Annotated in this window: 23 protein-coding genes; 13 read left to right on the top strand and 10 right to left on the bottom strand. The window is 33.7% G+C overall.

Annotated elements, in window-relative coordinates; all coding sequences use genetic code 11:
* Nucleotides 1-319 precede the first annotated feature (319 nt).
* From BW939_RS12195 to metQ, 4 genes are all read left to right on the top strand, one after another.
* Nucleotides 320-1,318: an EamA family transporter gene (locus tag BW939_RS12195; protein WP_076452292.1), complete on the top strand. Its 999-nt coding sequence runs from the start codon at nt 320-322 to the stop codon at nt 1,316-1,318.
* 16 nt (nt 1,319-1,334) lie between these two features.
* Nucleotides 1,335-2,363 (top strand): methionine ABC transporter ATP-binding protein, encoded by a 1,029-nt coding sequence (locus BW939_RS12190; protein WP_076452291.1) that lies wholly within the window; start codon nt 1,335-1,337, stop codon nt 2,361-2,363.
* Nucleotides 2,356-3,012, top strand: coding sequence for a methionine ABC transporter permease MetI (gene metI, locus BW939_RS12185; protein ID WP_076452290.1), 657 nt, complete (start codon nt 2,356-2,358; stop codon nt 3,010-3,012). The genes BW939_RS12190 and metI overlap by 8 nt, the downstream gene beginning before the upstream one ends.
* Before the next feature lie 82 nt (nt 3,013-3,094).
* Nucleotides 3,095-3,904 (top strand): methionine ABC transporter substrate-binding lipoprotein MetQ, encoded by an 810-nt coding sequence (gene metQ, locus BW939_RS12180; protein ID WP_076452289.1) that lies wholly within the window; start codon nt 3,095-3,097, stop codon nt 3,902-3,904.
* Nucleotides 3,905-4,031: 127 nt separating this feature from the next.
* On the opposite strand, the gene BW939_RS12175 is transcribed toward metQ, so the two are convergent.
* Nucleotides 4,032-5,318: an adenylosuccinate synthase gene (locus BW939_RS12175; protein WP_076452288.1), complete on the bottom strand. Its 1,287-nt coding sequence runs from the start codon at nt 5,316-5,318 to the stop codon at nt 4,032-4,034.
* 157 nt (nt 5,319-5,475) lie between these two features.
* On the opposite strand from BW939_RS12175, the gene BW939_RS12170 reads away from it, so the two are divergent.
* From BW939_RS12170 to BW939_RS12135, 8 genes are all read left to right on the top strand, one after another.
* Nucleotides 5,476-6,099 (top strand): hypothetical protein, encoded by a 624-nt coding sequence (locus tag BW939_RS12170; RefSeq protein ID WP_076452287.1) that lies wholly within the window; start codon nt 5,476-5,478, stop codon nt 6,097-6,099.
* A gap of 138 nt (nt 6,100-6,237) precedes the next feature.
* Entirely contained in the window at nt 6,238-6,834 is a 597-nt protein-coding gene (locus BW939_RS12165; protein ID WP_076452286.1) for a hypothetical protein, read from the top strand.
* Between the two features lie 298 nt (nt 6,835-7,132).
* A complete protein-coding gene (gene hpt, locus BW939_RS12160) occupies nt 7,133-7,687 on the top strand; it encodes a hypoxanthine phosphoribosyltransferase (RefSeq protein WP_076452285.1) in 555 nt (184 codons plus the stop codon).
* 127 nt (nt 7,688-7,814) lie between these two features.
* The gene (locus BW939_RS12155; protein WP_076452284.1) at nt 7,815-8,396 is read left to right on the top strand and encodes an adenylate kinase; all 582 of its coding nucleotides are present in this window, start codon (nt 7,815-7,817) and stop codon (nt 8,394-8,396) included.
* A 79-nt stretch (nt 8,397-8,475) separates the two neighbouring features.
* Nucleotides 8,476-9,459 carry a GTPase ObgE gene (gene obgE, locus BW939_RS12150; RefSeq protein WP_076452283.1) on the top strand — a complete coding sequence of 328 codons (984 nt, stop codon included), beginning with the start codon at nt 8,476-8,478 and terminating at the stop codon, nt 9,457-9,459.
* A gap of 82 nt (nt 9,460-9,541) precedes the next feature.
* Nucleotides 9,542-10,177, top strand: coding sequence for a porin family protein (locus BW939_RS12145; protein ID WP_076452282.1), 636 nt, complete (start codon nt 9,542-9,544; stop codon nt 10,175-10,177).
* 75 nt (nt 10,178-10,252) lie between these two features.
* A complete protein-coding gene (locus tag BW939_RS12140; RefSeq protein WP_076452281.1) occupies nt 10,253-10,741 on the top strand; it encodes a DUF6438 domain-containing protein in 489 nt (162 codons plus the stop codon).
* A 166-nt stretch (nt 10,742-10,907) separates the two neighbouring features.
* Entirely contained in the window at nt 10,908-12,176 is a 1,269-nt protein-coding gene (locus tag BW939_RS12135) for a DEAD/DEAH box helicase (protein ID WP_076452280.1), read from the top strand.
* Nucleotides 12,177-12,213: 37 nt separating this feature from the next.
* On the opposite strand, the gene BW939_RS16185 is transcribed toward BW939_RS12135, so the two are convergent.
* The 8 genes from BW939_RS16185 to BW939_RS12100 all read right to left on the bottom strand — a co-directional run bounded on the left by BW939_RS16185 (nt 12,214) and on the right by BW939_RS12100 (nt 19,784).
* Nucleotides 12,214-12,297 carry a T9SS type A sorting domain-containing protein gene (locus BW939_RS16185; RefSeq protein ID WP_123891588.1) on the bottom strand — a complete coding sequence of 28 codons (84 nt, stop codon included), beginning with the start codon at nt 12,295-12,297 and terminating at the stop codon, nt 12,214-12,216.
* A gap of 280 nt (nt 12,298-12,577) precedes the next feature.
* Entirely contained in the window at nt 12,578-13,345 is a 768-nt protein-coding gene (locus BW939_RS12130; RefSeq protein ID WP_076452279.1) for a TatD family hydrolase, read from the bottom strand.
* Between the two features lie 6 nt (nt 13,346-13,351).
* Nucleotides 13,352-13,870, bottom strand: coding sequence for a DUF4269 domain-containing protein (locus BW939_RS12125; RefSeq protein WP_076452278.1), 519 nt, complete (start codon nt 13,868-13,870; stop codon nt 13,352-13,354).
* A 21-nt stretch (nt 13,871-13,891) separates the two neighbouring features.
* Complete coding sequence (locus tag BW939_RS12120; RefSeq protein WP_076452277.1) at nt 13,892-14,848, bottom strand: GSCFA domain-containing protein; 957 nt, start codon at nt 14,846-14,848, stop codon at nt 13,892-13,894.
* A gap of 93 nt (nt 14,849-14,941) precedes the next feature.
* The gene (locus tag BW939_RS12115) at nt 14,942-15,913 is read right to left on the bottom strand and encodes a polyprenyl synthetase family protein (protein ID WP_076452276.1); all 972 of its coding nucleotides are present in this window, start codon (nt 15,911-15,913) and stop codon (nt 14,942-14,944) included.
* A 104-nt stretch (nt 15,914-16,017) separates the two neighbouring features.
* Nucleotides 16,018-17,160: an inorganic phosphate transporter gene (locus tag BW939_RS12110; protein WP_076452275.1), complete on the bottom strand. Its 1,143-nt coding sequence runs from the start codon at nt 17,158-17,160 to the stop codon at nt 16,018-16,020.
* A 15-nt stretch (nt 17,161-17,175) separates the two neighbouring features.
* Nucleotides 17,176-17,814, bottom strand: coding sequence for a DUF47 domain-containing protein (locus BW939_RS12105; protein WP_076452274.1), 639 nt, complete (start codon nt 17,812-17,814; stop codon nt 17,176-17,178).
* Between the two features lie 233 nt (nt 17,815-18,047).
* Nucleotides 18,048-19,784 (bottom strand): DEAD/DEAH box helicase, encoded by a 1,737-nt coding sequence (locus BW939_RS12100; RefSeq protein WP_076452273.1) that lies wholly within the window; start codon nt 19,782-19,784, stop codon nt 18,048-18,050.
* 273 nt (nt 19,785-20,057) lie between these two features.
* On the opposite strand from BW939_RS12100, the gene BW939_RS12095 reads away from it, so the two are divergent.
* Nucleotides 20,058-20,726, top strand: coding sequence for a DUF2461 domain-containing protein (locus tag BW939_RS12095; RefSeq protein WP_076452272.1), 669 nt, complete (start codon nt 20,058-20,060; stop codon nt 20,724-20,726).
* 70 nt (nt 20,727-20,796) lie between these two features.
* Here BW939_RS12095 and BW939_RS12090 read toward each other — a convergent pair whose 3' ends face one another.
* On the bottom strand, nt 20,797-21,723 hold the full coding sequence (locus BW939_RS12090) for a WYL domain-containing protein (RefSeq protein WP_076452271.1): 927 nt from the start codon (nt 21,721-21,723) through the stop codon (nt 20,797-20,799).
* Between the last annotated feature and the right edge of the window lie 95 nt (nt 21,724-21,818).

Genomic DNA, 21,818 nt, shown 5'->3' with positions numbered 1-21,818 from the left:
CATTTATTTAATTTAAAAATAAACAACTAAAAATCAAAAGATTAAATCTAAAAAAACAAAAAGTCTACAAAAAAAGTAGACTAATAAAGATATATGTTTTATATTTGCACCCGTAATCAAGTTTGGAAATGATAATGAAGACAAAATTCAGATACAATTCAATGAAGATAAACCACATCAATGATATGATGATGCAATGCTGTATGCCTTTTTACGAGAATTTTAGTGGATGACCTTACTTTTTTATATAAAATATTTTTAAAGGCTTTACCACATTGTAGAGCCTTTTTTATTTGTAAAAACCAATAAACAAAAGATTATGAAAACATCTGTTTTTAAAAAAAATTGGATAATTCCTGTTGCATTTGCCAACATTTATATCATCTGGGGAATCACATTTCTCGCAATATCATTCGGATTAACCGGATTCCCTCCATTCATTCTTTCTGGATTAAGATTTTTAGCTGCCGGAATTTTATTAATAGCCTATTTAATTGTGAAGGGTGAAAAAGCAAATTCATTAAAAAACTGGTGGAAAAATGCCATCACCGGAATTCTTATTCTAACAGGAGGAACCGGGCTTGTAGCATGGGGCGAACAATATGTAACCGCTTCAGAAGCAGCTATTACTATTGCAACAGGACCTTTCTGGTTTATAGCAATTGATAAAAAAAACTGGAGCTATTACTTTTCTGATAAATATATACCTATCGGACTGATATTGGGATTTGCCGGACTGATCTTATTCTTAAACGGAAGCGTGAACTCGCACACCGAAAACGTAAGCTCTTCGCTTCGGGTTACTGCATTTATTGTATTGGCTTTAAGTTCTATTGCTTGGGTATTGGGTTCTTTATACTCTAAAAAAAATCCTGCAGATCATTCTACATTTATGAATATTTCACAACAGTTGATTGTGGCTGGATTAGCATCATTTACAGTTGCATTTTTCAGAAGTGAATGGAATGTTTTTTCTGTAGCTGCAGTTCCAATTTCGGCTTGGTTGGGCTTATTATTTTTAATTTTCTTCGGATCTATTATCGCCTATATTTCTTATATCTGGCTGTTATCTGTAAAACCTGCAGCTATTGTAAGTACACATACCTACATTAACCCAATCGTTACCGTTATGGCAGGCTTCATCATTGCTAATCAAACAATTAACGGAAATCAATTGTACGGACTTGTGATCATATTATTCGGTGTTTTATTAACAAATGTAACCAAATACTTTAAGCTTTCTAAAAGATCAAAAGCAAAGATTAGAAGAGCCTTCAGACACTTTAATAGAATCAGCAGACCCTATCAACCCATGTAATTTTAAATAAAAAAAAATGATAGAAATTAAAAATATATCAAAAACTTTTCATCAGAAAAAACAGTCTTTCAAAGCTTTGGATAATGTGAATCTGAATATTGAAAAAGGCGATATTGTAGGAATCATAGGATTTTCGGGAGCCGGAAAAAGCACTTTGATTAGAACCGTCAATCTTCTAGAAAAACCAGATAACGGGCAAATAATTATTAACGGAACCGATTTTACAAGGTTAAAACCAAAACAACTAGCGAAAGAGCGTAAAAAAATCGGAATGATTTTCCAGCATTTTAATCTTCTTTCCTCAAGAACGGTTTTTGAAAACATTGCGCTTCCAATGGAACTGGAGAATTTAAGCAAAGGAAAAATCGTTGATAAAGTAAACGAACTTTTGAAAATAGTGGGATTAGAAGACAAAGCTAATGACTATCCAAAAAGTTTATCTGGTGGGCAAAAACAAAGGGTTGCAATTGCGAGAGCCTTAGCCAACGACCCTTATCTTCTACTCTGTGACGAAGCAACGAGCGCACTCGATCCTGCAACAACGCAATCTATTCTGCAGTTGCTGAGAGACATCAACCATCGTTTGGGAATCACGATTTTATTAATTACCCACGAAATGGAAGCCATCAAAGCGATCTGCAACCATGTTGCCGTTATAGACAAAGGACAATTAGTAACAAAAGGAAATTTGAGCGAAATCATTTCAAACAAAGACCATCCTATCATCAAACAATTTTTAAACTCAGGTGTTATGACTATACCACAAGAACTAAGTAAAAAACTACAGAAAGAGCCGCAAGCCGGACTTTTTCCCTTGGTTGAAATAGAATTAAACGAAAAAATAAGCGTTGAAGAATTGCTTTCAATCATTTATAATCAATATAAAATTCCATATAAACTTCTGAAGGCTGATGTAGAATATCTTGGTGATTCCAACTTTGGAAAGCTTCTTCTCCACCTGAAAGGCGAAGCGGAAGAAAACCAAAAAGCAATCTATTATTTTAATCAAAACAACATTCAAAATACTTTAAAAGGATATGCTTAGTGACTCAATAATTTCGCTTCTTACTAAAGGAACTTGGGAAACCCTTTACATGACTTTTGCATCAGGTTTTTTAGGTTTCGTGCTCGGTCTTCCGGTGGGAATTCTGCTTTTTGTAACCCGAAAAGGACAATTCTTGGAAAACATCATCTACAACAGAATATTGTCGGTCTTGGTAAATATTTTCAGATCAATTCCTTTTATAATTTTGATTGTCTGGATGATTCCTTTTACAAGAGCTTTGGTAGGAACTTCTATAGGTATGAATGCTGCACTGGTTCCTTTAAGCATTGGTGCAGCACCATTTATTGCAAGATTAGTTGAAAACAGTCTTTTGGAAATCCCGAACGGTTTGATTGAAACTGCAAGAGCGTTAGGAGCAACGCCTTTTCAGATTATTAAAAAAGTTTTACTGCCAGAAGCTTTGCCTTCATTGGTCAATAATGCGACGATTACTTTGATCACATTGGTCGGATATTCCGCAATGGGTGGCGCTGTTGGAGCCGGTGGATTAGGACAGATTGGTTATCAGTACGGATACATCGGTTATGATGCATTGATTATGAACCTTGTACTTGGCTTGTTGGTAACTTTAGTGTTCATCATTCAGTTTTCGGGCGACCTATTGGCGAAAAGGTTTGATCATCGTTGAGTTGGAGGGTTGGAGGATTCCAGATAATTTCGGATAAATTTCCAAACTGAAAATCAAAAAAAATAATAAAAAATAATTTACAATGAAAAAAATAAAAATTTTAAGTTTAGCAGCAGGACTGCTTTTATTCGGAGCATGTAATTCACCAAAAAAAGATGATCCCAATTTCATTAAAGTAGGAATCACATCTGGGCCAGAACAACAAATTGCAGAAACTGCCCAAAAAGTAGCCAAAGAAAAATACAATCTTGAAGTAGAACTAGTCTCATTCAACGACTATGTGGTTCCCAACGAAGCTTTGAATAATGGCGACATAGACGCTAATGCCTTTCAGCATGTACCCTATCTTGATGAACAATCGAAACAGCGTGGCTATAAATTAGCCGTGATTGGAAACACTTTTGTCTACCCTATTGTAGCGTACTCAAAAAAAATAAAAAACATTGGCGAATTGCAAAACGGAAGTACAATTGTAATTCCCAATGACCCAACTAATGGCGGTCGTTCTCTACTTCTGTTACAAAAAAATGGTTTATTAAAACTAAAAAAAGAAATCGGATTATTACCCAAAGTGACTGATATTGCCGAAAATCCGAAGCAGCTTAAAATTCTAGAGATTGAAGCACCTCAACTCCCAAGAGTTCTGGATGATAAAGAAGTGGTAATCGCTATTATTAATAACAATTTTGCTGCTCAGGCTGGTTTGGATGCAGATAAAAACGGAATTTTTAAAGAAGATAAAGATTCGCCTTATATGAATGTAGTTGTTTCAAGAGAAGACAATAAAAACACCGAAAAAGTGAAGAATTTTTTGAAAGCCTATCAGTCTAAAGAAGTGGAACAGAAAGCTAAAGAAATCTTCAAAGGTGGTGCTGTAAAGGGATGGAATTAAAAATAACAGTTGATGGTAAAAATAGATTGAAGAGAAACTATTTAGATTTCACGTGAGTCATGTTACGCTTGAAAACTAAAAAAAACCGCTTTCCCCAAGAAAGCGGTTTTATATTTTTAAAAATTCCTTAGAATAATTCTTTTCTGATGATGTTCTGGCTTCTTTCTGGTCCTACAGAAACTAAGTAAACATTGATTCCTAAATACTTTTCTATAAACTCAATGTATTTCTGAGCCGTGTCTGGAAGTTCGTCATAACTTCTCACTTTCGTCAAATCTTCTTTCCAACCCGGTAGATCTTGGTAGATTGGTTCGTAGTTGTATAATTTTTCTGTAGAAGAAGTGAAATAATCGATGATTTTTCCGTCTTCAGTTTTGTAATGGGTTACGATTTTCAGGTTTTCAATTCCTGTAAGAACGTCTAATTTAGTAATTACCAAATTGTTGATTCCATTAATCATACAAGCGTGCTTCAAAGAAACTAGGTCTAACCAACCTGTTCTTCTTGGTCTTCCTGTAGTTGCTCCGAACTCACCACCGATCTGTCTGATGCTTTCTCCTAGCTCATTGTCCAATTCAGAAGGGAAAGGTCCGTTTCCAACTCTTGTACAATATGCTTTTGCTACACCTATTAAGTTTTGAAGTGAAGTTGGCGGAACTCCTGCTCCTGTACAAACTCCTCCAGTTGACGGAGAAGATGAAGTAACGTAAGGATACGTTCCGAAGTCGATATCAAGCATCAAAGCCTGAGCTCCTTCAAACAATACGTTTTTACCGTCTCTGATGGCTTCGTTTAATTCTAGTTCTGTATCTACGATTCTGTCTTGAAGCTGTTTTCCGATTTCTAAATATTCGTTGTAGATTTCTTCAACGTTTAAAGTTGGTTTGTCGTAATATTTTTCGAAAAGAGAATTCTTAATTTTTAAGTTTTTCTCGATTTTGTCTCTTAAAATCTCAGGATTCAGAAGATCAATCATTCTAATTCCCACTCTTGCGATTTTATCTTCGTAGCAAGGTCCGATTCCTTTTTTGGTGGTTCCGATCTGCGTTCCTCCGTGCTCTTCCTCACGGTAAGTATCCAAAAGAATGTGGTAAGGCATGATGACATGCGCTCTTCTGCTGATGAAAATGTGATCAGTTCTCATGTTTTTACTTTCGATCTGATTCACCTCCTTAATGAAAGATTTAGGATTTACCACTACTCCATTGGCAATGATACACTTCCCTTTGCACTGAAGAACTCCTGATGGAAGAAGGTGCAAAACAAATTTTTCGTCGCCCACATAAACCGTGTGACCAGCATTGTCTCCCCCTTGGAAACGAACAACGTAATCAGATTTTGCCGATAAAACATCTGTTATTTTTCCTTTACCTTCATCTCCATACTGAAGACCTACAACTACGTAAGTTGACATATTTTACTTTTATTTTAGATTCATGCAAAATTACTTTTAAAAAATTGGGTGGGCAAATTTGAGGGGGATTTTATTTTTTGGGTGGGTGGAAATCATGGGGTTGAAATATTTTCATTGCAAGCTTTTATTTTTATATTTGAATTAATTAATTTTAAAAATGGAAATACTTTTATATTCTATACTACCCACAACTTTAGGCACACTAATCACATTATATATTACTGAGAAAATTAAAGGAAATGTAAAAAGTACATTTGACGAAAAACTTGAAGCCTTAAAAAAACAACATTCATTTGAAATTGCAAATTTTCAAGCAGAAATAAATTCCTTAAAATCTAAAGAGAATTTTAAATTCACTAAGTTACATGAAAAGCGATTTTCAGTTCTTGAAGAAAGTTATAAATTACTTAATAAAACTGTAAGTAAAATTAATCAGTATATTTCTCCTGCAAAGTTTATCCCTGAAAACATTACTGCTACAGAGAATGAAGATAATCACCAAAAAGAATTTCTCGAAGCTCATTATAATTTTACAAATCATTTTGTTGACAATAGAATATATTTCAATCAAGAATTAGAAGCTTTAATAGAAAATTATATATCTGAAATAGGAGAAATTTACAATGATTATTTTCAAAATCATTTTTTGAGAAAAATGGATACTCAACCTGATCGTGAAATAAGAATGAAAGCATTTTCCGCTTACAAAAAAGTGCCTGAAAAATTACTTCCAATAAAAAAAGAAATTGAAAAAAATGTTAGAAATCTATTAGAAAAGTAAACAACAATATTATAAAGAAAGAGAATACTTTAGTAATTTTAAAAAATGTTTTAATAAAGGGAGAAACATTTGGTTTCATAAAAAACTTCAATCGCAAAAACTTTTTAAACAATCTTCACAAAAAACACTTAAAATAAAATGCAAGAAAACTCAAAAGATGAATATTTAAAAATAGCCAGAGAATACGTCCTAAACAATGAAGGAGATCATGTTGAAGTCAGTTACACAGAAGATTATGATGATCTTTTCGTTTTCGGTTACCAAGCAAAGGATAAAAAAGTAATGTTAATCGGTCAAGGTCCAATACTTCTTGTAAAAAAAGATGGAAGAATATTTGAGTTTGGAAGTGCTACAGGTCACAAACAAGCTTTACTTGAAGTAATCAAAAAATTAAATAAGGAAAGATTAATAAGAATTTTTCAAGAAGATTATAATATTCAAAACAATAATTATGATTTAATAATCAATGACATTCACGAAGATGAAGAATATGAAGATTATAAAGAACTTGACGAGTTAACAACTGTTTTGCTAAGAAACAAAATCTATTATCTTTTACGTGATGAAAACAATGAAGTGAAAAGGCACTATTACACAAAAGAAAAACTTAAAGAAGTTTTACAACAAACACCTGCGAATTTAGGTCACAACTTTGATGAATATTTAGAAGATGTTCTTATTGATCTCATCAATACTAATATTTATTTAAGATGGACACTTTCAGAAATTAAGTAAATATCATTCCACAGAAACCTTTCAACAGCTTAGATTCCTGCGGAATGACAAACATTATTGATATTTCTTACTTTATCAAAACTCACAACTTGCTATAAATTGACAAAAAATTCATACTGTGGAAACCACCCCGTCAAAAATTTCTTTGAAATTTTCGCCATCCCTCGATTGGAGGGGAATTTTTGATGGGTAAATATTTTCATCAATTTCTTTTGTGAAACAAGTTTTTATAAACCTGAGCGACCTCACAAAAAACTTTCATCAAAATTCCGTAACTTTGCCGACTACTAAAAATTTTATGGAAAGTATACAAGTTCACGACAAAACTTTTGTTCCTTATTTAGAGGATGCCGAAATTCAGGAGATCGTAAAAGCTACAGCTCTGAAAATTTATGAAGATTACAAGGACGAAGTTCCTGTTTTCATTGGTGTTTTAAACGGAGTAATCATGTTTTTTTCAGACCTTTTAAAACATTATCCGGGACCTTGCGAAATCGCATTTATCCAAATGAGTTCTTACGCAGGAACAGAATCTACCGGGATTGTTTACCAGAAAATGGAACTTACGAAAGACGTAAAAGACCGTCACATTATCTTGGTAGAAGATATTGTGGATACTGGAAATACAGTTGAAAGTTTATTTAAATATTTCAATGAAACGCAGCGTCCAAAGTCGGTAAAAATTGCATCATTCCTATTAAAACCCGAAGTTTATAAGAAAGATTTTAAATTGGATTATATAGGAAAAGAAATTCCAAACAAATTTGTTTTGGGTTACGGCCTAGACTATGATGAGTTGGGAAGAAACCTTCCGAATTTATACCAATTGGAAGAAGGAACCATCAACCATTAACGATTGCTACAAGCTTTTAGCTTTTGGCTATTAGCTTTTAAAATATATCTAAATAAAAAGTAAATATTAACTAAAAAAGCTAAAGGCTTAAAGCATATTGCCTAAAACCTAAAGCAGAAAAACAATTATGATAAACATTGTTTTGTTCGGTCCTCCAGGAAGTGGAAAAGGAACTCAAGCTCAAAATCTGATCGAAAAATTTAATTTAAAGCAAATCTCAACAGGTGACCTTTTCAGATACAATATGAAAAATGATACCGAACTGGGAAAATTGGCTAAATCGTACATCGATAAAGGAGAATTGGTTCCGGATCAGGTAACAACAGATATGCTGATTGAGGAGATCAGAAAACCAAGCGATACTGCAGGATTTATCTTCGACGGTTATCCTAGAACCGCAGTGCAGACAGAAGCTTTAGAAGTAATTGTAAAGAAAGAACTTAATGACAGCATTGATATTTGTCTCTCATTAATCGTTGAGGATTCTATTTTGGTAGAAAGATTGCTAAAAAGAGGAGAAATAAGTGGAAGATCTGATGATAGCAATGTAGAAATCATCGAAAACAGAATCAAAGAATATTACACAAAAACTGCAGAAGTTGCAGAATTATATAAGCAGCAAGGTAAGTACGTTGAGATCAACGGTGTAGGAGAAATCAATGAGATTTCGGAAAAGCTTTTTGCTGAAGTAGAAAAAATTAGTTTATAGTTAATGGTTGATGGTTGATAGAAAAGTACAATACCATTAACCAACAACCGACAACTGAAAACTAACAACTAAAAGAATTATGTCAAATTTTGTAGATTACGTAAAGATCCATTGTAAAAGTGGTCATGGTGGTGGAGGATCTGCCCATCTTCGCCGTGAAAAATATATCCCTAAAGGTGGTCCTGATGGTGGAGACGGAGGTCGAGGCGGTCACGTGATTATGAAAGGAAATGCCCACGAATGGACTTTACTTCCGCTTCGTTATACCCGTCACGTAAAAGCCGAAAGAGGTCAAAACGGAGCAAAAAACCAATTAACGGGTGCTTTTGGAGAAGACGTTTACATCAACGTTCCAATTGGTACAATTGCTAAGAATGAAGAAGGAGAAATTGTAGGAGAAATCCTAGAAGACGGGCAAGAAATCATCTTAATGGAAGGTGGTAAAGGCGGTAGAGGAAATGAATTTTTCAAGTCATCTACCAACCAAACCCCTCGTTTTGCGCAACCCGGAATGGAAGGTCAGGAAGGATATATTGTTTTCGAGCTTAAAATCTTGGCTGATGTTGGCTTAGTAGGTTTCCCAAATGCCGGAAAATCTACTCTCTTGGCTTCAGTTTCGGCTGCTAAACCTAAAATTGCCAACTATGCATTTACCACATTAACGCCCAATTTAGGAATCGTAGAATACAGAAATTACAAATCTTTTGTAATGGCAGATATTCCCGGAATTATTGAAGGCGCCGCGGAAGGTAAAGGTTTAGGACACCGTTTCTTGAGACATATTGAAAGAAATTCAATCTTATTATTTCTAATTCCTGCAGATTCTGAACAGCACTTTCAGGAGTTTAAAATTCTTGAAAATGAATTGAAAGAATACAATCCTGAACTTTTAGATAAAGATTTCATTATTTCTATCTCTAAAGCCGATCTTTTGGATGATGAATTGAAAAAAGAGATTGCTGCAGAATTCCCTGAAAACAAAAAACCCCTATTCTTCTCAGGAGTTACCGGCGAAGGTTTGATGGAACTGAAAGACGCCATCTGGAAACAACTTCACGGATAAAAAATATTAATTGTGCTGCGAAACTTTTTGCAGCACAATTTCTTTATAAATTCTGCGTTACATTTAAAATTAAACTAAAAAAATGACAAAGAATTTTTTTTTGACCCTTTCGGTCACAATTTCGGGATTTATGAGTGCTCAAACTGTAGACTCAGGTTCGGATTCCCAATTTAAATTTGGTGTAAAAGCTGGTTACAATCTGTCGACGATGAAGTTTTTTGATGACAAACTCGATTCAAAATCTTATTTCTACGTTGGTTTGGTAGGTGAGCAACCCGTTTCTTCAAAAGTGGGTATCCAAGCTGAGGTTTTGTACACCCAGCTAGGCGGAAAGCAGGATTTCCCGTTGATGCAGATTAATAACAGCGATGTGCAGATCAGCAGTATTCAGTTTGATTATCAATTGACACAAATTCAAATTCCGGTTTCTGTAAAGTATTATTTTATACCTGATCTTTCTGCTTCTGTGGGCATGAATGCAGCCTTCAATGTTTCTGAAAAAGTAAAAACCCAAATGGAAGTCAACAGAGAGACATCCAGAAATTATGAAGGAATCAAGAGTCTAAACCTCTTCCCTTTCCTCGGTGCACAATACCAAATCAGCAATAGGTTTTTTGTAGACGCTAAATACAATTTCAATTTTATAGAGATACAGAAAGGAGGCCTGCCTACAAAAGTCGGTTTTTTACAGGCTGGTGTGGGTTACAGATTTAACTAAAAAAACAAGAGAAACTCACATGGTTTCTCTTGTTTATTGGAATACTTATTGAGAGAATAGATTCAAATTAAAACAATGAAATATTTATTTAGCCTTATTGCAATCGTAGTTTTATTCTGTTGCCAGACCCAGAAAATGGAATCAAAATATTCAACCATAGAATACGAAGCAGGAGCTTGTTTTGGATCTTGTCCTATTTTTAAAATCACAATCCATCCAGACAAAACTGCTGTTTTTGAAGCTGAGCACTTTAATTTTTCTAAAGGATTTAATAAAAGCGATTTTAATAAGCCAAGAGAAGGAACTTTTAGAGGAAACATCAAAGAAAAAGACTACAAAAAACTCATTGCATTGATTGATGGTTTAGATATTAAAACAATGAACGACAAATACGGCCGCAGAAACATCACCGATATGGCGACTTCTTATGTAAGAATAAAATTTGCTGACGGATCATCAAAAGAAGTGGAAGATTATGGTAAAAACGGAAGCCCGAAATTGGTAGAAGTTTACAAATTTTTTGAGGATCTGAGAACCAATCAAGACTGGAAAAAAGTGGATTAGTGAGTTTAAAATAATTTAACTTATCTTTGCAGTATATTTCGCGGCATTCTCAGCCAAATAGTAAATAATTTTACTTAAAAACTCTGTTAAAAAACTTTAGCAGATCTGCTAAAAAATGATGAAGTATACTGCTTCGACCGCATTATTTTAATACGCAATAAATATTTTGTTATTCACAGACTTAAAACTCATTAAGCCCATCTTGGATGCGCTTCAAAATGAAGGGTACGAAAAACCAACACCCATCCAGGAACAAGCAATTCCTTCAATTTTAGAACACAGAGACGTTCTAGGTACCGCACAGACGGGGACAGGAAAAACAGCAGCTTTTGCCATCCCTATTCTACAAAATCTTACAGAAAGAAAAGGCCCTAAAAGCAATCACATAAAAGCACTAATCCTTACACCAACAAGAGAACTCGCTATTCAGATTGAGGAAAGCTTCAATGCATACGGAAGAAATTTACCATTAAAGAAATTGGTGATTTTTGGCGGTGTAAAACAAGGAAGCCAAGAAAATGCCTTGAGAAAAGGGGTAGACATCTTAGTAGCTACACCGGGGAGATTATTAGATTTTATCGCACAGGGAATTATTTCTCTTAAAAATCTTGAAATCTTCGTTTTGGATGAAGCCGACAGAATGCTGGACATGGGTTTTGTACACGATGTGAAAAGAATCATTAAACTTTTACCTCAAAGAAGACAGACATTATTTTTCTCTGCAACCATGCCTACAGAAATTCAGAAACTGGCAGATTCTATTCTGAATACACCAATAAAGGTTTCTGTAACACCTATTTCTTCCACTGCCGAAACCATTAAGCAATCTGTTTATTTTGTAGATAAAGATAAAAAACTAGATTTACTTTCTCATATTCTTCAGAACAACATCAAAGAATCTGTTTTAGTATTTTCCAGAACTAAACACGGAGCGGATAAAATTTCGAGAAAATTACAGTCTGCAAACATTACTGCAGAAGCAATTCACGGCAATAAATCACAAAATGCGAGACAAAATGCTTTAAGTAATTTTAAGACAGGAAAAACTCGTGTTTTGGTGGCAACAGATATTGCAGCAAGAGGTATTGATATTGATGAACTGAAATATGTAATCAATTTTGAACTTTCTGATGTTGCAGAAACTTACGTTCACAGAATCGGAAGAACAGGTCGTGCCGGAGCCGAAGGAAGCTCTATTTCTTTCGTTGATGGTTTAGATTTGCTCAATTTAAAGGATACAGAAAAATTGATTGGAATGAAAATTCCTGTTGTGAAAGATCATCCTTTCCACACAGATAATCTGGTGGTTGAAAAGAGAGATTCTAACAACAAACCATTTACACCAAGACCAAAACCTGCAGGTGGTGGTCAGCAACAAAAATCGGATCACACTAAAAAGCCGAAAAATAAGAGCAATTTTTCTAGAAAAAAATAAATAATAAAGCCTTCCGATGGGAAGGCTTATTTTTTTGTTATTTTTTAATAAATTTTTGACTTGAATTTACTTTGGAAGTTTTAATATCTATAATGTAAACTCCGGAAGGTAGATTTCGCACATCTCATGATTCTTTCAGTTATCATTTTAAATGTAAGAGTTGTAGAAAATGTTTTAAACAAAAAATCTACAGCAGCTTTTTCGCTAAAATAATAAGATTCATAGCTAATACTAAATGATTCATACATCAAATAATCTGGTGGAAATAGAAAATCCTTATGTTTATACTGAAAATGTCTATTTTTATCTTGTTTTTACTTTTTGTAATAAAAAATCTTAATTTATCCGCAAGGTAAATAAGTTTTGCGTCTCATAAAAATTTTGATAAGCTGGCTTTCATGTTAATTATTTTTAAACAATCTCTTGGCATTCTCACTCGTCACTCTATCAATTTCAGTAAAATCTACCCCATAAATATTAACCAGTTTACCGGCAACCAAGCCAAGATATGAACTTTCATTTCTTTTACCTCTGTATGGAACGGGGGCAAGGTATGGAGAATCTGTTTCCAGAACGATTTTATCTAAAGGAATTTCGTTTAAAAACTGATCTATTTTCCCATTTTTGAAGGTAACTACACCACCGATTCCTAATATGAAATTTAAATTTAAAGCCTGTTTTGCTTGCTCAAGATTGCCAGAAAAACAATGGAAAATCCCACGCAGTTTCGGGTGTTTTTTTCTTTCTAAAACTTCAAAAGTTTCATCAAAGCTTTCTCTCGTGTGAATCACAATTGGTAAATCTTTTTCAATAGCCCAATCAATCTGTTGTTCAAAAGCTTTCACCTGAATATCCAAAGTCGATTTGTCCCAGTATAAATCAATTCCTATTTCACCGATGGCTGGGAAATGCCTTTGATCTAGATAATTTTTTATGATTTCCAATTCTTTTTCCCAAGATTCCGGTTTTACATAACAAGGATGCAATCCCATCATTGAAAAAATCTGGTTAGGATATTCGCTTTCTAGCTGAAGCATTTTCTTGTGTGATTCTGAGTCGATGGCTGGAAGGTAAAACTCTGTGATTCCTTTGTCTAAAGCTCTTTGAATTGTTTCTTTTCTGTCATCATCAAATTCTTCTGCGTATAAATGAGTATGTGTATCGATCATTGTTTTTTAAAAATTTAAAAGATCTTGATAAGGATTTTCCAAGTTCAAAAGCATTCCGAAAGCTGGTTCGGTTTTGATTCCTTTTTTCTTGAGATCTATTATTTTCTGTTTAAAATCTTCTCCTTTTTTCTGTATTATTTTGTATTCTGCCATCATGTGCAGATAAGCATTCTGTTGAGCTACTGGCTTATTTTGTCCGAATATTTCGATAGGAAAACCCTCCAATTCTAAATTACAAATCGTTGATTCGATTTCGTTTATTGTAAGCGTTTGGATTTTTAAATCACAATCTGGAAATGTTTGATTTAAAAACATCTCAAACTCAAAATTATCTTGAATCTCACAAATGATATCCAAATCACTTCCTTCAATATCAATTTCTATTGGGATTGTACCTGCTAAAACCGGCGAATAGTTCTGAAGTTTTTCAAAGATTTTATATTTGTTTACCACATCAAATGCCTTTTTCTGCTGCGAATTACCTTGTTTCAAATAATCAATTCTGGTAAAATCAATCGTGTTCATTTCAAAAATAACCTTTGAATTTTAAATCTTGAATATCTGATGTTTTACTTTTAGTTTTTGAGCTTCAATTCTCTGATGTAGTTTTTCTTTAAATTCTATATATTTCGGATCTTTTTCGTCCTCCGTCTTATGTTCTAGAGCTTTATTAATTTTAAAATTCTCTTTAATAAAATCTTCAGTTTCCTTTGAAAAAAAAGCAACTCCAAATTTCTCAAAAATATAATTAATAGCTTGTGAGTTGGGATGAATAAAATCGTCTTTGTAAAATCGATAATCTCGCAAATCATCCATCATAATCTCATAAACGGGCAGATAATGGCAGTTTTCAAATTGAGAAATCACATCATGAACAGCCGTAATGAGCTTTGATTTACTCAATTGATTTTCGGCCATGCCGTCTTTGGTGTGGCGCACTGGCGAAATTGTGAACAAAATCTGAAGATTTACAGGACAAATGTCTTTTAAATTAATAATTGTATCATAAATAGAATCTGTAAGTTCCTGATTTGTTAAAAGTCTTTTGTGAAAGAATTTTTGCGGGATTTTGTGGCAATTGGCAATCTTTTTTTTCTTCGGTTCAAATTCGTAAATAAACGAAGTACCGTACGTGATAATGACCCACCTAGATTCTTGTAGAAATTGGTTGCCCTCAACTAATTTCGTATTTATTTTATCCAAAGTCTGGTGAACGTACCTTGTATCAAAATGGGTGTGATGATCGAGAGATATAAACTCATCTTGATACGCTATGAGTTCATCTTCATGATAAAATTCTGAATCATGCAGCCTTTTTACAGAATTATTAATCGAAAAAGGATTAAAAATTGTTCCAAAAGGATTATTAACCGTTTGAAGCTGACCTTTCTGTAACAAATCTGACATCTCTGATGCAAAACAAGATCCTATTGAAAATATTTTATCTTCAACTTCAATCTTGTTTTCAGATTCTGCAATGTTTACTTCTGTACGGAATTTCATTTTAACAATTTGAAAATAAGTTAATTTGATAATTTAAAAATAAGAATTAAATTGCTGATAATTTTCAAATTGGTACATTATCAAATTTTCAAATTAACTTTCTCTTCTTAAAAGGTAATTTGCCAATTCTGCGAAAGGTTTTTTCTTCTCTTCGTCTATATCAATTTTTTCAAGGTAGCTTTGCCCTATTTCGTTGTGTTTTTCGATGAGTCTTAATGCTTTTTCGTCGACACCCGTTCTTCTGAAAATCTTTTCTACACCGTACACTTTATCGATATTATCGGTTTTTTTAGAATACCAGAAATCCAGTTCTTTTAGTTCGTCTTCGGTAGCATGTTCTTTTGCAAGAAGGTAGAGAACGGTTTTTTTATTTTCATAAATATCGCCTGCATGCTTTTTACCAAACTGAGCCTGGTCTCCGAATACATCAAGATAATCGTCCATAATCTGGAATGCTATTCCGATGTGTTTTCCAAAGTTGAAAATGGCTTTGGCGTCTTTGAAATTGGCTTTGGCAATCATTGCCCCAATCTCGAAAGAGGAAGCACTCAAAACACCTGTTTTGTAGGTAATCATTCTGATGTAATCATCAAAAGTAACATCCTCTTTGGTTTCAAAATTTATATCGTACTGCTGACCTTCGCATAAAAGCAAACCTGTATGCGTAAAAATTCTTACACATGCTTTAAAAATTTCGGGCTCTAAGTCTTCGAAAAACTTATAGGCTTTAAGCATTAATCCGTCTCCGGAAAGAATCCCTGTATTGATGCCGTGAAGGGTATGGATGGTAGGTTTATTTCTTCTTAAAGGCGCTTCATCCATAATATCATCATGAATCAGCGTAAAATTATGGAAAAACTCTATTGCCAATGCTGGCTTTATCGCTTCTTTCATATCGCCACCAAAAAGGTCACAAGCCATGAGTACCATTATTGGGCGAAGACGCTTTCCGCCGTGAGAAATGATGTAATTCATGGGGTCGTAAAGCTCTGCTGGCTTGTCTTTGAAAGTATATTTGGTAATGGCATCAGCAACAATCTGTTGATAGGTGTCTAAGAATTCCATAGAAGATTTTAATTTGAACAAAAATACAATTTTCTGAGGGGTTTTGAAACAAAAAACTTTGCCCGAATGAGCAAAGTTTTGATATTTTGAAGTAAAATTTTCTTTTAAGTAAGAGCAGTAACTAAAAGATAAGTAAGTCCTGCAACGATAGCTGAAATAGGAATGGTTAAAACCCAAGCCCAAAGAAGACTTACCGTGATTCCCCAACGTACCGCTGAGATTCTTTTCGTTAAACCTACCCCGATAATAGAACCGGTAATGGTGTGTGTAGTAGAAACAGGAATACCGAAATGGTCTGTTAAGAACAATGTGATAGCACCAGCAGTTTCAGCACTTACACCTTCCAAAGAAGTTACTTTTGTAATTTTTGTTCCCATTGTTTTAATGATCTTCCAACCTCCGCTCATTGTTCCCAATGCGATGGCTACGAAAGACACCAATGGCACCCAAAGATAATCGTTAGCAAAGTGATCAAAACGGTCAGCAGAAGCAATTTTAATATAAGCTGGATCTACAAGCATCTGAACATGATAATAAATAACAGCTGCACCAATAATTCCCATTACTTTCTGGGCATCATTAAGACCATGTCCTAAACTGAACAAGGCAGAAGATACCAACTGCAATCTTTTGAAAGACTTATCCGCTTTGTAAGGATTTGAATTTTTGTAAAGATGTACAATAATAAAAGTAATAATAATTGAAATAATCATCCCTACTATTGGTGCCATGAAAATAAATAGAAATATGGGAATTACTTTCTCAAATTTCACAATATCTTGTGTAGTTACTTTTAAAAAAGCTTGTTTTAAGGTTTCAAAAGTACCAAAGTCTGGATGTGCAGCTACCACCTCTCTGTAATCCATCATAAATGCGTGCATTAATGCGGCACCTAGAAAACCACCAATCAAGGTATGAGAAGAAGAAGAAGGAATCCCAAACCACCAGGTAAGAAGATTCCAAGCAATTGCGGCCATAAGACCAGAGAAAATTACTTCGAGCGTAATAAAGTTTTCGTTAACTGTTTTTGCAATTGTATTACCAATTTTAAAATCCTTAATAATATATGCCGCGATAAAGAAAGCCGCAAAATTCCAAAGTGCTGCCCAAAGTACAGCCTGAAAAGGAGTTAAAACTTTTGTAGAAACAATAGTAGCAATCGAGTTGGCTGCGTCATGAAAACCATTAATGTAATCGAATATAAGCGCCAAAGCAATGATCACTATAAGTAAAATAGGAAATTCCATTTTTAGATCTCTTGTTTAAGCGTATTTAATCATGATATTTTCGATTGTATTGGCTACATCTTCAGCTTTATCGGTAACAATTTCCAGATAATTCAATACAGAAGAAACTTTGATGATATTAATGGCATCATTGGTTTCAAATAAATCTACCATAGAGTTTGAGAGCAAATCATCAGCAATATTTTCAATAGAATTTACTTTGATGCAAGCTTCTTTCACCTGCTCCATGTTTTTGAAACCTTTAAGATTTTTCATTGCATTTTGAATTTCAATACATGCTTTGTGAATCAATAAAGAAAAATCTGAGTAAGCCTTCATTTCTGGAGACTTATATAAGAAAATATATTTCGTAGAAGCGTAGATATAATCTGCAATATCATCAAGCCCAGTTGCCAAGGTGTGGATATCTTCTCTATCGAAAGGCGTAATAAAGTTTTTCCCCAACTCTATAAAAATCTCGTGAGTCAACTCGTCGTTTTTGTGCTCGTAGTCACTCATTTTCTTCAACATGGTGTCATCATTCACATCAAAATCTTTGATACCATTATTAAACTCTTCAGACATAGCCACAAGGTTGTCAGTTACTTTTTCAAAAAGTACGAAGAAGATTTTATCTTTCGGTTGAAAAGCGTGGAAAATATTACCAATTCCCATTGTAAAGTATTTATATTTTAATTCGTGTGCAAATTTCCTAAAAAAGCTTCTTATCAAAAAGCATCCCGCGTTAATTTTTGTTCACATTGAGATAATATTTGTTCACATCAAAATTTGCAATTTAAAATGAATTTATCAACTTCAATACAACCCCTACAAAATACTGACTTTCAGAATTTTAAATAAAAAAAGCCGACAAAAATGTCGGCTTCAAATATATTTTAGAAATAAGATCAGTTCGCTTCTTCAGCTCTCATATCTTTTCCTTTAAACTTCATAGATTGAATATTTCCTAAAAGTTCATTTTTATAAGATTTTTCAATCTCAAAGAATGAGAATTTTTCAAGAATTTCAATGTTTCCAATTTCAGCTCTTTTGTTTCCTTTGCTGGTAGTAGCCTTGTTGATGATTTCTAATACGTCTAACTTTTTCAACTGGTCTTTTTTACCCAGGTTAAAGAAAAATCTAGTCATATTTTCGTCTCTCTGTCTTGGTTTTCCACCACGGTCAGCTCCTCTTCTATCACCACCTCTGTCGCTTCTTCCGTCACGATCTCCTCTTGGTCCTCTGTCTCTATCTCTGTCTCTTGGTCCTCTGTCTCGGTCTCTCCTATCATTTCTTCCACCTCTGTCATCATCTCTATTGCTCATTTTCTGTTCCAAGATGTCTTGTTTATCTTTGTAGTACAAAGCAAGATCTTTTAGTTGAAACTGAAGCAGTTTATGAACCAATTCTTCTTTTGTGAATTCAGAAAGATCGGGAATCAAGGCATCATCAAATTCAAAGAAATCTTCGTGTACTTCTAATAAATTTTCAAAAACACCGGCAACCTGAGCTTTTACAATATCTTCACCAGTAGGAATTCTAGCTTCAGCAATATCAATCTTAGTAACAGATTTTATCTGCTTCAGTTTTCTGCTTTCTTCAGGTTTAATCAAAGAAATAGAAATACCGTCTTTTCCTGCTCTACCTGTTCTACCACTTCTGTGAACAAATACTTCAGGATCATCTGGTAAAGAATAGTGTACAACGTGCGTTAAAGAATCTACATCCAAACCTCTCGCTGCAACATCTGTAGCTACCAAGATATCGATATTTTTCAGTCTGAATTTCTTCATTACTGTATCTCTCTGCGCCTGAGAAAGGTCCCCATGAAGAGCATCAGCTGCATAGCCGTTTTGCATCAAGAAATCAGCTACTTCCTGAGTTTCCATTCTTGTTCTACAGAAGATAATTGAATATTGATTAGGATTTGAATCGATTAATCTCTTCAAAGCCTCTTTTTTCTGACGGTAACCAGCTACATAATATTCATGCTTGATGTTCTTTTTAACTTCGTTAATAGAACCTACAGAAATTCTGTGTGGTGAGGTCAAATAATTTTTTGAAATTTTCTCTACTTCTTTGCTCATCGTTGCCGAGAACAAGAAAGTTTGCTTAGTTTCAGGAGTTTCTCTAAGAATCGTTTCCAATTCGTCTTTGAAACCCATTGAAAGCATTTCATCGGCTTCGTCTAAAACCAACCAATGAATTGCAGAAAAGTCTAATGCTTTTCTGTTAATCAAGTCGATCACCCTTCCAGGAGTTCCCACAATGATTTGTGGTTTATCCTTTAAAGATCTGATCTGATCCATAATACTACTTCCCCCGTAAACTGCCGTCGATTTTATGTTCGGCATGTATTTCGAGTAATTGCTTATGTCTTTAGCAATCTGAAGACATAGTTCCCGTGTCGGACAAAGCACCAAAAATTGGATTTTGCGACTCGTATCGTCAATCATATCCAAAATCGGAAGCGAAAACGCTGCTGTTTTGCCTGTCCCTGTCTGCGCAAGTGCGATCAAATCGCGAATATCTGAAAGAATGAAAGGGATAGTCTGTTTTTGGATTTCTGTCGGGCTTTCAAAACCCAGTTCGCCAACTGCCTTCAAGATATCAGGACTTAAATTGGACTCCGTAAATAAATTCATTAATTAATATAAAATTTTTGCAAATATACAACTTTTATTTCAATATCAAATTATAAATTATTAAAGAATTGATAATTTTGATTTAGAAAAATGTAACCTTTTTATATTTATACAAAAAAAACTATACTTTTTTTATTTTTACTTTAAAAATCTTTCAACAATAATTACAAATACGACAAAATACGTTTTACATATTAATAATTATGAATTTATGAAAAGATTCTTCTCATTCAATTTCAATAATATTATTTAAATTTGATTAAAAATTAAAGTATGGCATCACAAATCTCAACAAAAGTATTCGATTTTTTGAAACTTATTGAGAAAAACAATACGCGGGAATGGTTTAATGACAATAAAGACTTTTTCCTAGAAGCACAATCGGATTTTAAAGATTTCACTGAAGAATTAATAGGAGAAATGGGAAAATTTGATGAAAATATATTGAAATTGGATGCTAAAAAATCTTTATTAAGAATTTATCGTGATACTAGATTCTCAAAAGATAAAACGCCATACAAAACTTATTTTGGTGCATCATTGGGAATGGGAAAAATGAATTCTAAAGCTGGTTTTTATCTCCATATAGAATCGGGGAAATCTTTTTTAGGAAGCGGAATTTATCTGCCAGACTCACCTATTTTAAAAGACATCAGAAAAGAAATTTCTTTATTTAAAGACGATTTTCTAAAAGCTATTGAAGATAAAGATTTCAAAAAATATTATGCTGAATTGGATCCTGAACACAGATTAAAAAACGTTCCTCAAGGTTTTGAAAAAGACGATCCCATGGCTGAATATTTAAAATTGAAAAGTTTCATCGGCGTTCACAAAGTCACAAACAAAGATCTTTCGGATAAAAATGCAGTAAAAAACATTTCAAAAATATTTGAAGCTGCCAAACCTTTGAATGATTTTTTGGATACCGCTTTGGAAAAATAATCATTTTCAAAACCTATTTCCCTTATACATCTCTTTAGAATTTCACTCAAAGTGCACTATGTTCTCACTTCTACATCATAGGTTTTTGTTTTTTATATCTTTTTTTCATGTTATCAATTTTATCTACAACTTGGTTTTTAAAGTTTTTTGGAGAAATCACTTCTACAAAATCACCATGCGACAAAATTTGCTGAATAAAATCAAAACTGGGAACTAAAAACAATTTTATCACCAGATTTTCTGCGTTTTCGCTCATAATTTCCTGCGTATGATGAAGTGGTAGAGATTTAATGTATTTTCCCTGCACCGCATCAAAAGAGAGAACAATCTCTATAGGATCTTCATCTAAACTGGAAATAATACCGAAAGAATATTTAAAAAGCAACTCTACATCAATTGTCTTTTTGGTAAATGTAGAATGGGTAATTTCCAACGACGAAACTCTGTCTAGACCAAAAGTTTTGAGTTTAAAATCGTCTTTATTTTTTTCGTTTGCCAAAAGATACCAACGATAATTGAATTCCTTTAATGCATAGGGTTCTAAAACTCTTTTCTGGGGAATTTCATCCCAATATTTGGTATAATTGAAAGTGATTATTTTTTTGTTTTGAATAGCGTGAAGAATTCCGTTGAGATGTTCTAAACCTCTGGCTTTTCTTTTCTCGAAGAGCATAATATCTGAATTTCCTTTTGTTTGTCGGTACGCGTCGATGAGGAGAATATTGTCGAAAACGGTTTCGGTTCCTTCCTCTATTTCCATTTCTGTGATTTTAAAGTTTTTTTCTGTTCTAGAGTATGAACTTTCAATACCCAGAATATCAGCAATCTGTTCCCGATCACGCTTAAGAGTCTTTTCACTAAATTTCAAATCAAAGCCTTTATCTCTGAATTTCTGGTCGAGATAATCGTAGGCTTCATCATAAGTAACTCCTTTTTGTTTTCTCTTGAGGAGTTCTGCAAGAAGCATGAGACGGTAGATTTGTTCGCGTTGGGCCATGTTTTAATTAATAGAATTTTGTTGAGTAAGGAATTTCAAAACTATTCTAAGTTTTGATAATGATTTTGACTTCATGAATTTCTCAAACTCAAGAT

The sequence above is a fragment of the Chryseobacterium piscicola genome, from assembly GCF_900156685.1.
GTDB lineage: Bacteria > Bacteroidota > Bacteroidia > Flavobacteriales > Weeksellaceae > Chryseobacterium > Chryseobacterium piscicola.
Note: the sequence above shows the minus strand (reverse complement) of the source record. Positions and strands in the feature narration are given on the sequence as shown.

Coding starts and splice junctions, on each gene's coding strand:
- BW939_RS12195 (WP_076452292.1), top strand. CDS start 320: ATGAAAACATCTGTTTTTAAAAAAAATTGGATAATTCCTGTTGCATTT.
- BW939_RS12110 (WP_076452275.1), bottom strand. CDS start 17,160: ATGGAATTTCCTATTTTACTTATAGTGATCATTGCTTTGGCGCTTATA.
- obgE (WP_076452283.1), top strand. CDS start 8,476: ATGTCAAATTTTGTAGATTACGTAAAGATCCATTGTAAAAGTGGTCAT.
- BW939_RS12145 (WP_076452282.1), top strand. CDS start 9,542: ATGACAAAGAATTTTTTTTTGACCCTTTCGGTCACAATTTCGGGATTT.
- BW939_RS12140 (WP_076452281.1), top strand. CDS start 10,253: ATGAAATATTTATTTAGCCTTATTGCAATCGTAGTTTTATTCTGTTGC.
- BW939_RS12170 (WP_076452287.1), top strand. CDS start 5,476: ATGGAAATACTTTTATATTCTATACTACCCACAACTTTAGGCACACTA.
- BW939_RS12115 (WP_076452276.1), bottom strand. CDS start 15,913: ATGGAATTCTTAGACACCTATCAACAGATTGTTGCTGATGCCATTACC.
- BW939_RS12090 (WP_076452271.1), bottom strand. CDS start 21,723: ATGGCCCAACGCGAACAAATCTACCGTCTCATGCTTCTTGCAGAACTC.
- BW939_RS12190 (WP_076452291.1), top strand. CDS start 1,335: ATGATAGAAATTAAAAATATATCAAAAACTTTTCATCAGAAAAAACAG.
- metI (WP_076452290.1), top strand. CDS start 2,356: ATGCTTAGTGACTCAATAATTTCGCTTCTTACTAAAGGAACTTGGGAA.
- BW939_RS12105 (WP_076452274.1), bottom strand. CDS start 17,814: ATGGGAATTGGTAATATTTTCCACGCTTTTCAACCGAAAGATAAAATC.
- BW939_RS12095 (WP_076452272.1), top strand. CDS start 20,058: ATGGCATCACAAATCTCAACAAAAGTATTCGATTTTTTGAAACTTATT.
- BW939_RS12155 (WP_076452284.1), top strand. CDS start 7,815: ATGATAAACATTGTTTTGTTCGGTCCTCCAGGAAGTGGAAAAGGAACT.
- BW939_RS12130 (WP_076452279.1), bottom strand. CDS start 13,345: ATGATCGATACACATACTCATTTATACGCAGAAGAATTTGATGATGAC.
- BW939_RS12100 (WP_076452273.1), bottom strand. CDS start 19,784: ATGAATTTATTTACGGAGTCCAATTTAAGTCCTGATATCTTGAAGGCA.
- BW939_RS12120 (WP_076452277.1), bottom strand. CDS start 14,848: ATGAAATTCCGTACAGAAGTAAACATTGCAGAATCTGAAAACAAGATT.
- BW939_RS12175 (WP_076452288.1), bottom strand. CDS start 5,318: ATGTCAACTTACGTAGTTGTAGGTCTTCAGTATGGAGATGAAGGTAAA.
- metQ (WP_076452289.1), top strand. CDS start 3,095: ATGAAAAAAATAAAAATTTTAAGTTTAGCAGCAGGACTGCTTTTATTC.
- hpt (WP_076452285.1), top strand. CDS start 7,133: ATGGAAAGTATACAAGTTCACGACAAAACTTTTGTTCCTTATTTAGAG.
- BW939_RS12125 (WP_076452278.1), bottom strand. CDS start 13,870: ATGAACACGATTGATTTTACCAGAATTGATTATTTGAAACAAGGTAAT.
- BW939_RS12165 (WP_076452286.1), top strand. CDS start 6,238: ATGCAAGAAAACTCAAAAGATGAATATTTAAAAATAGCCAGAGAATAC.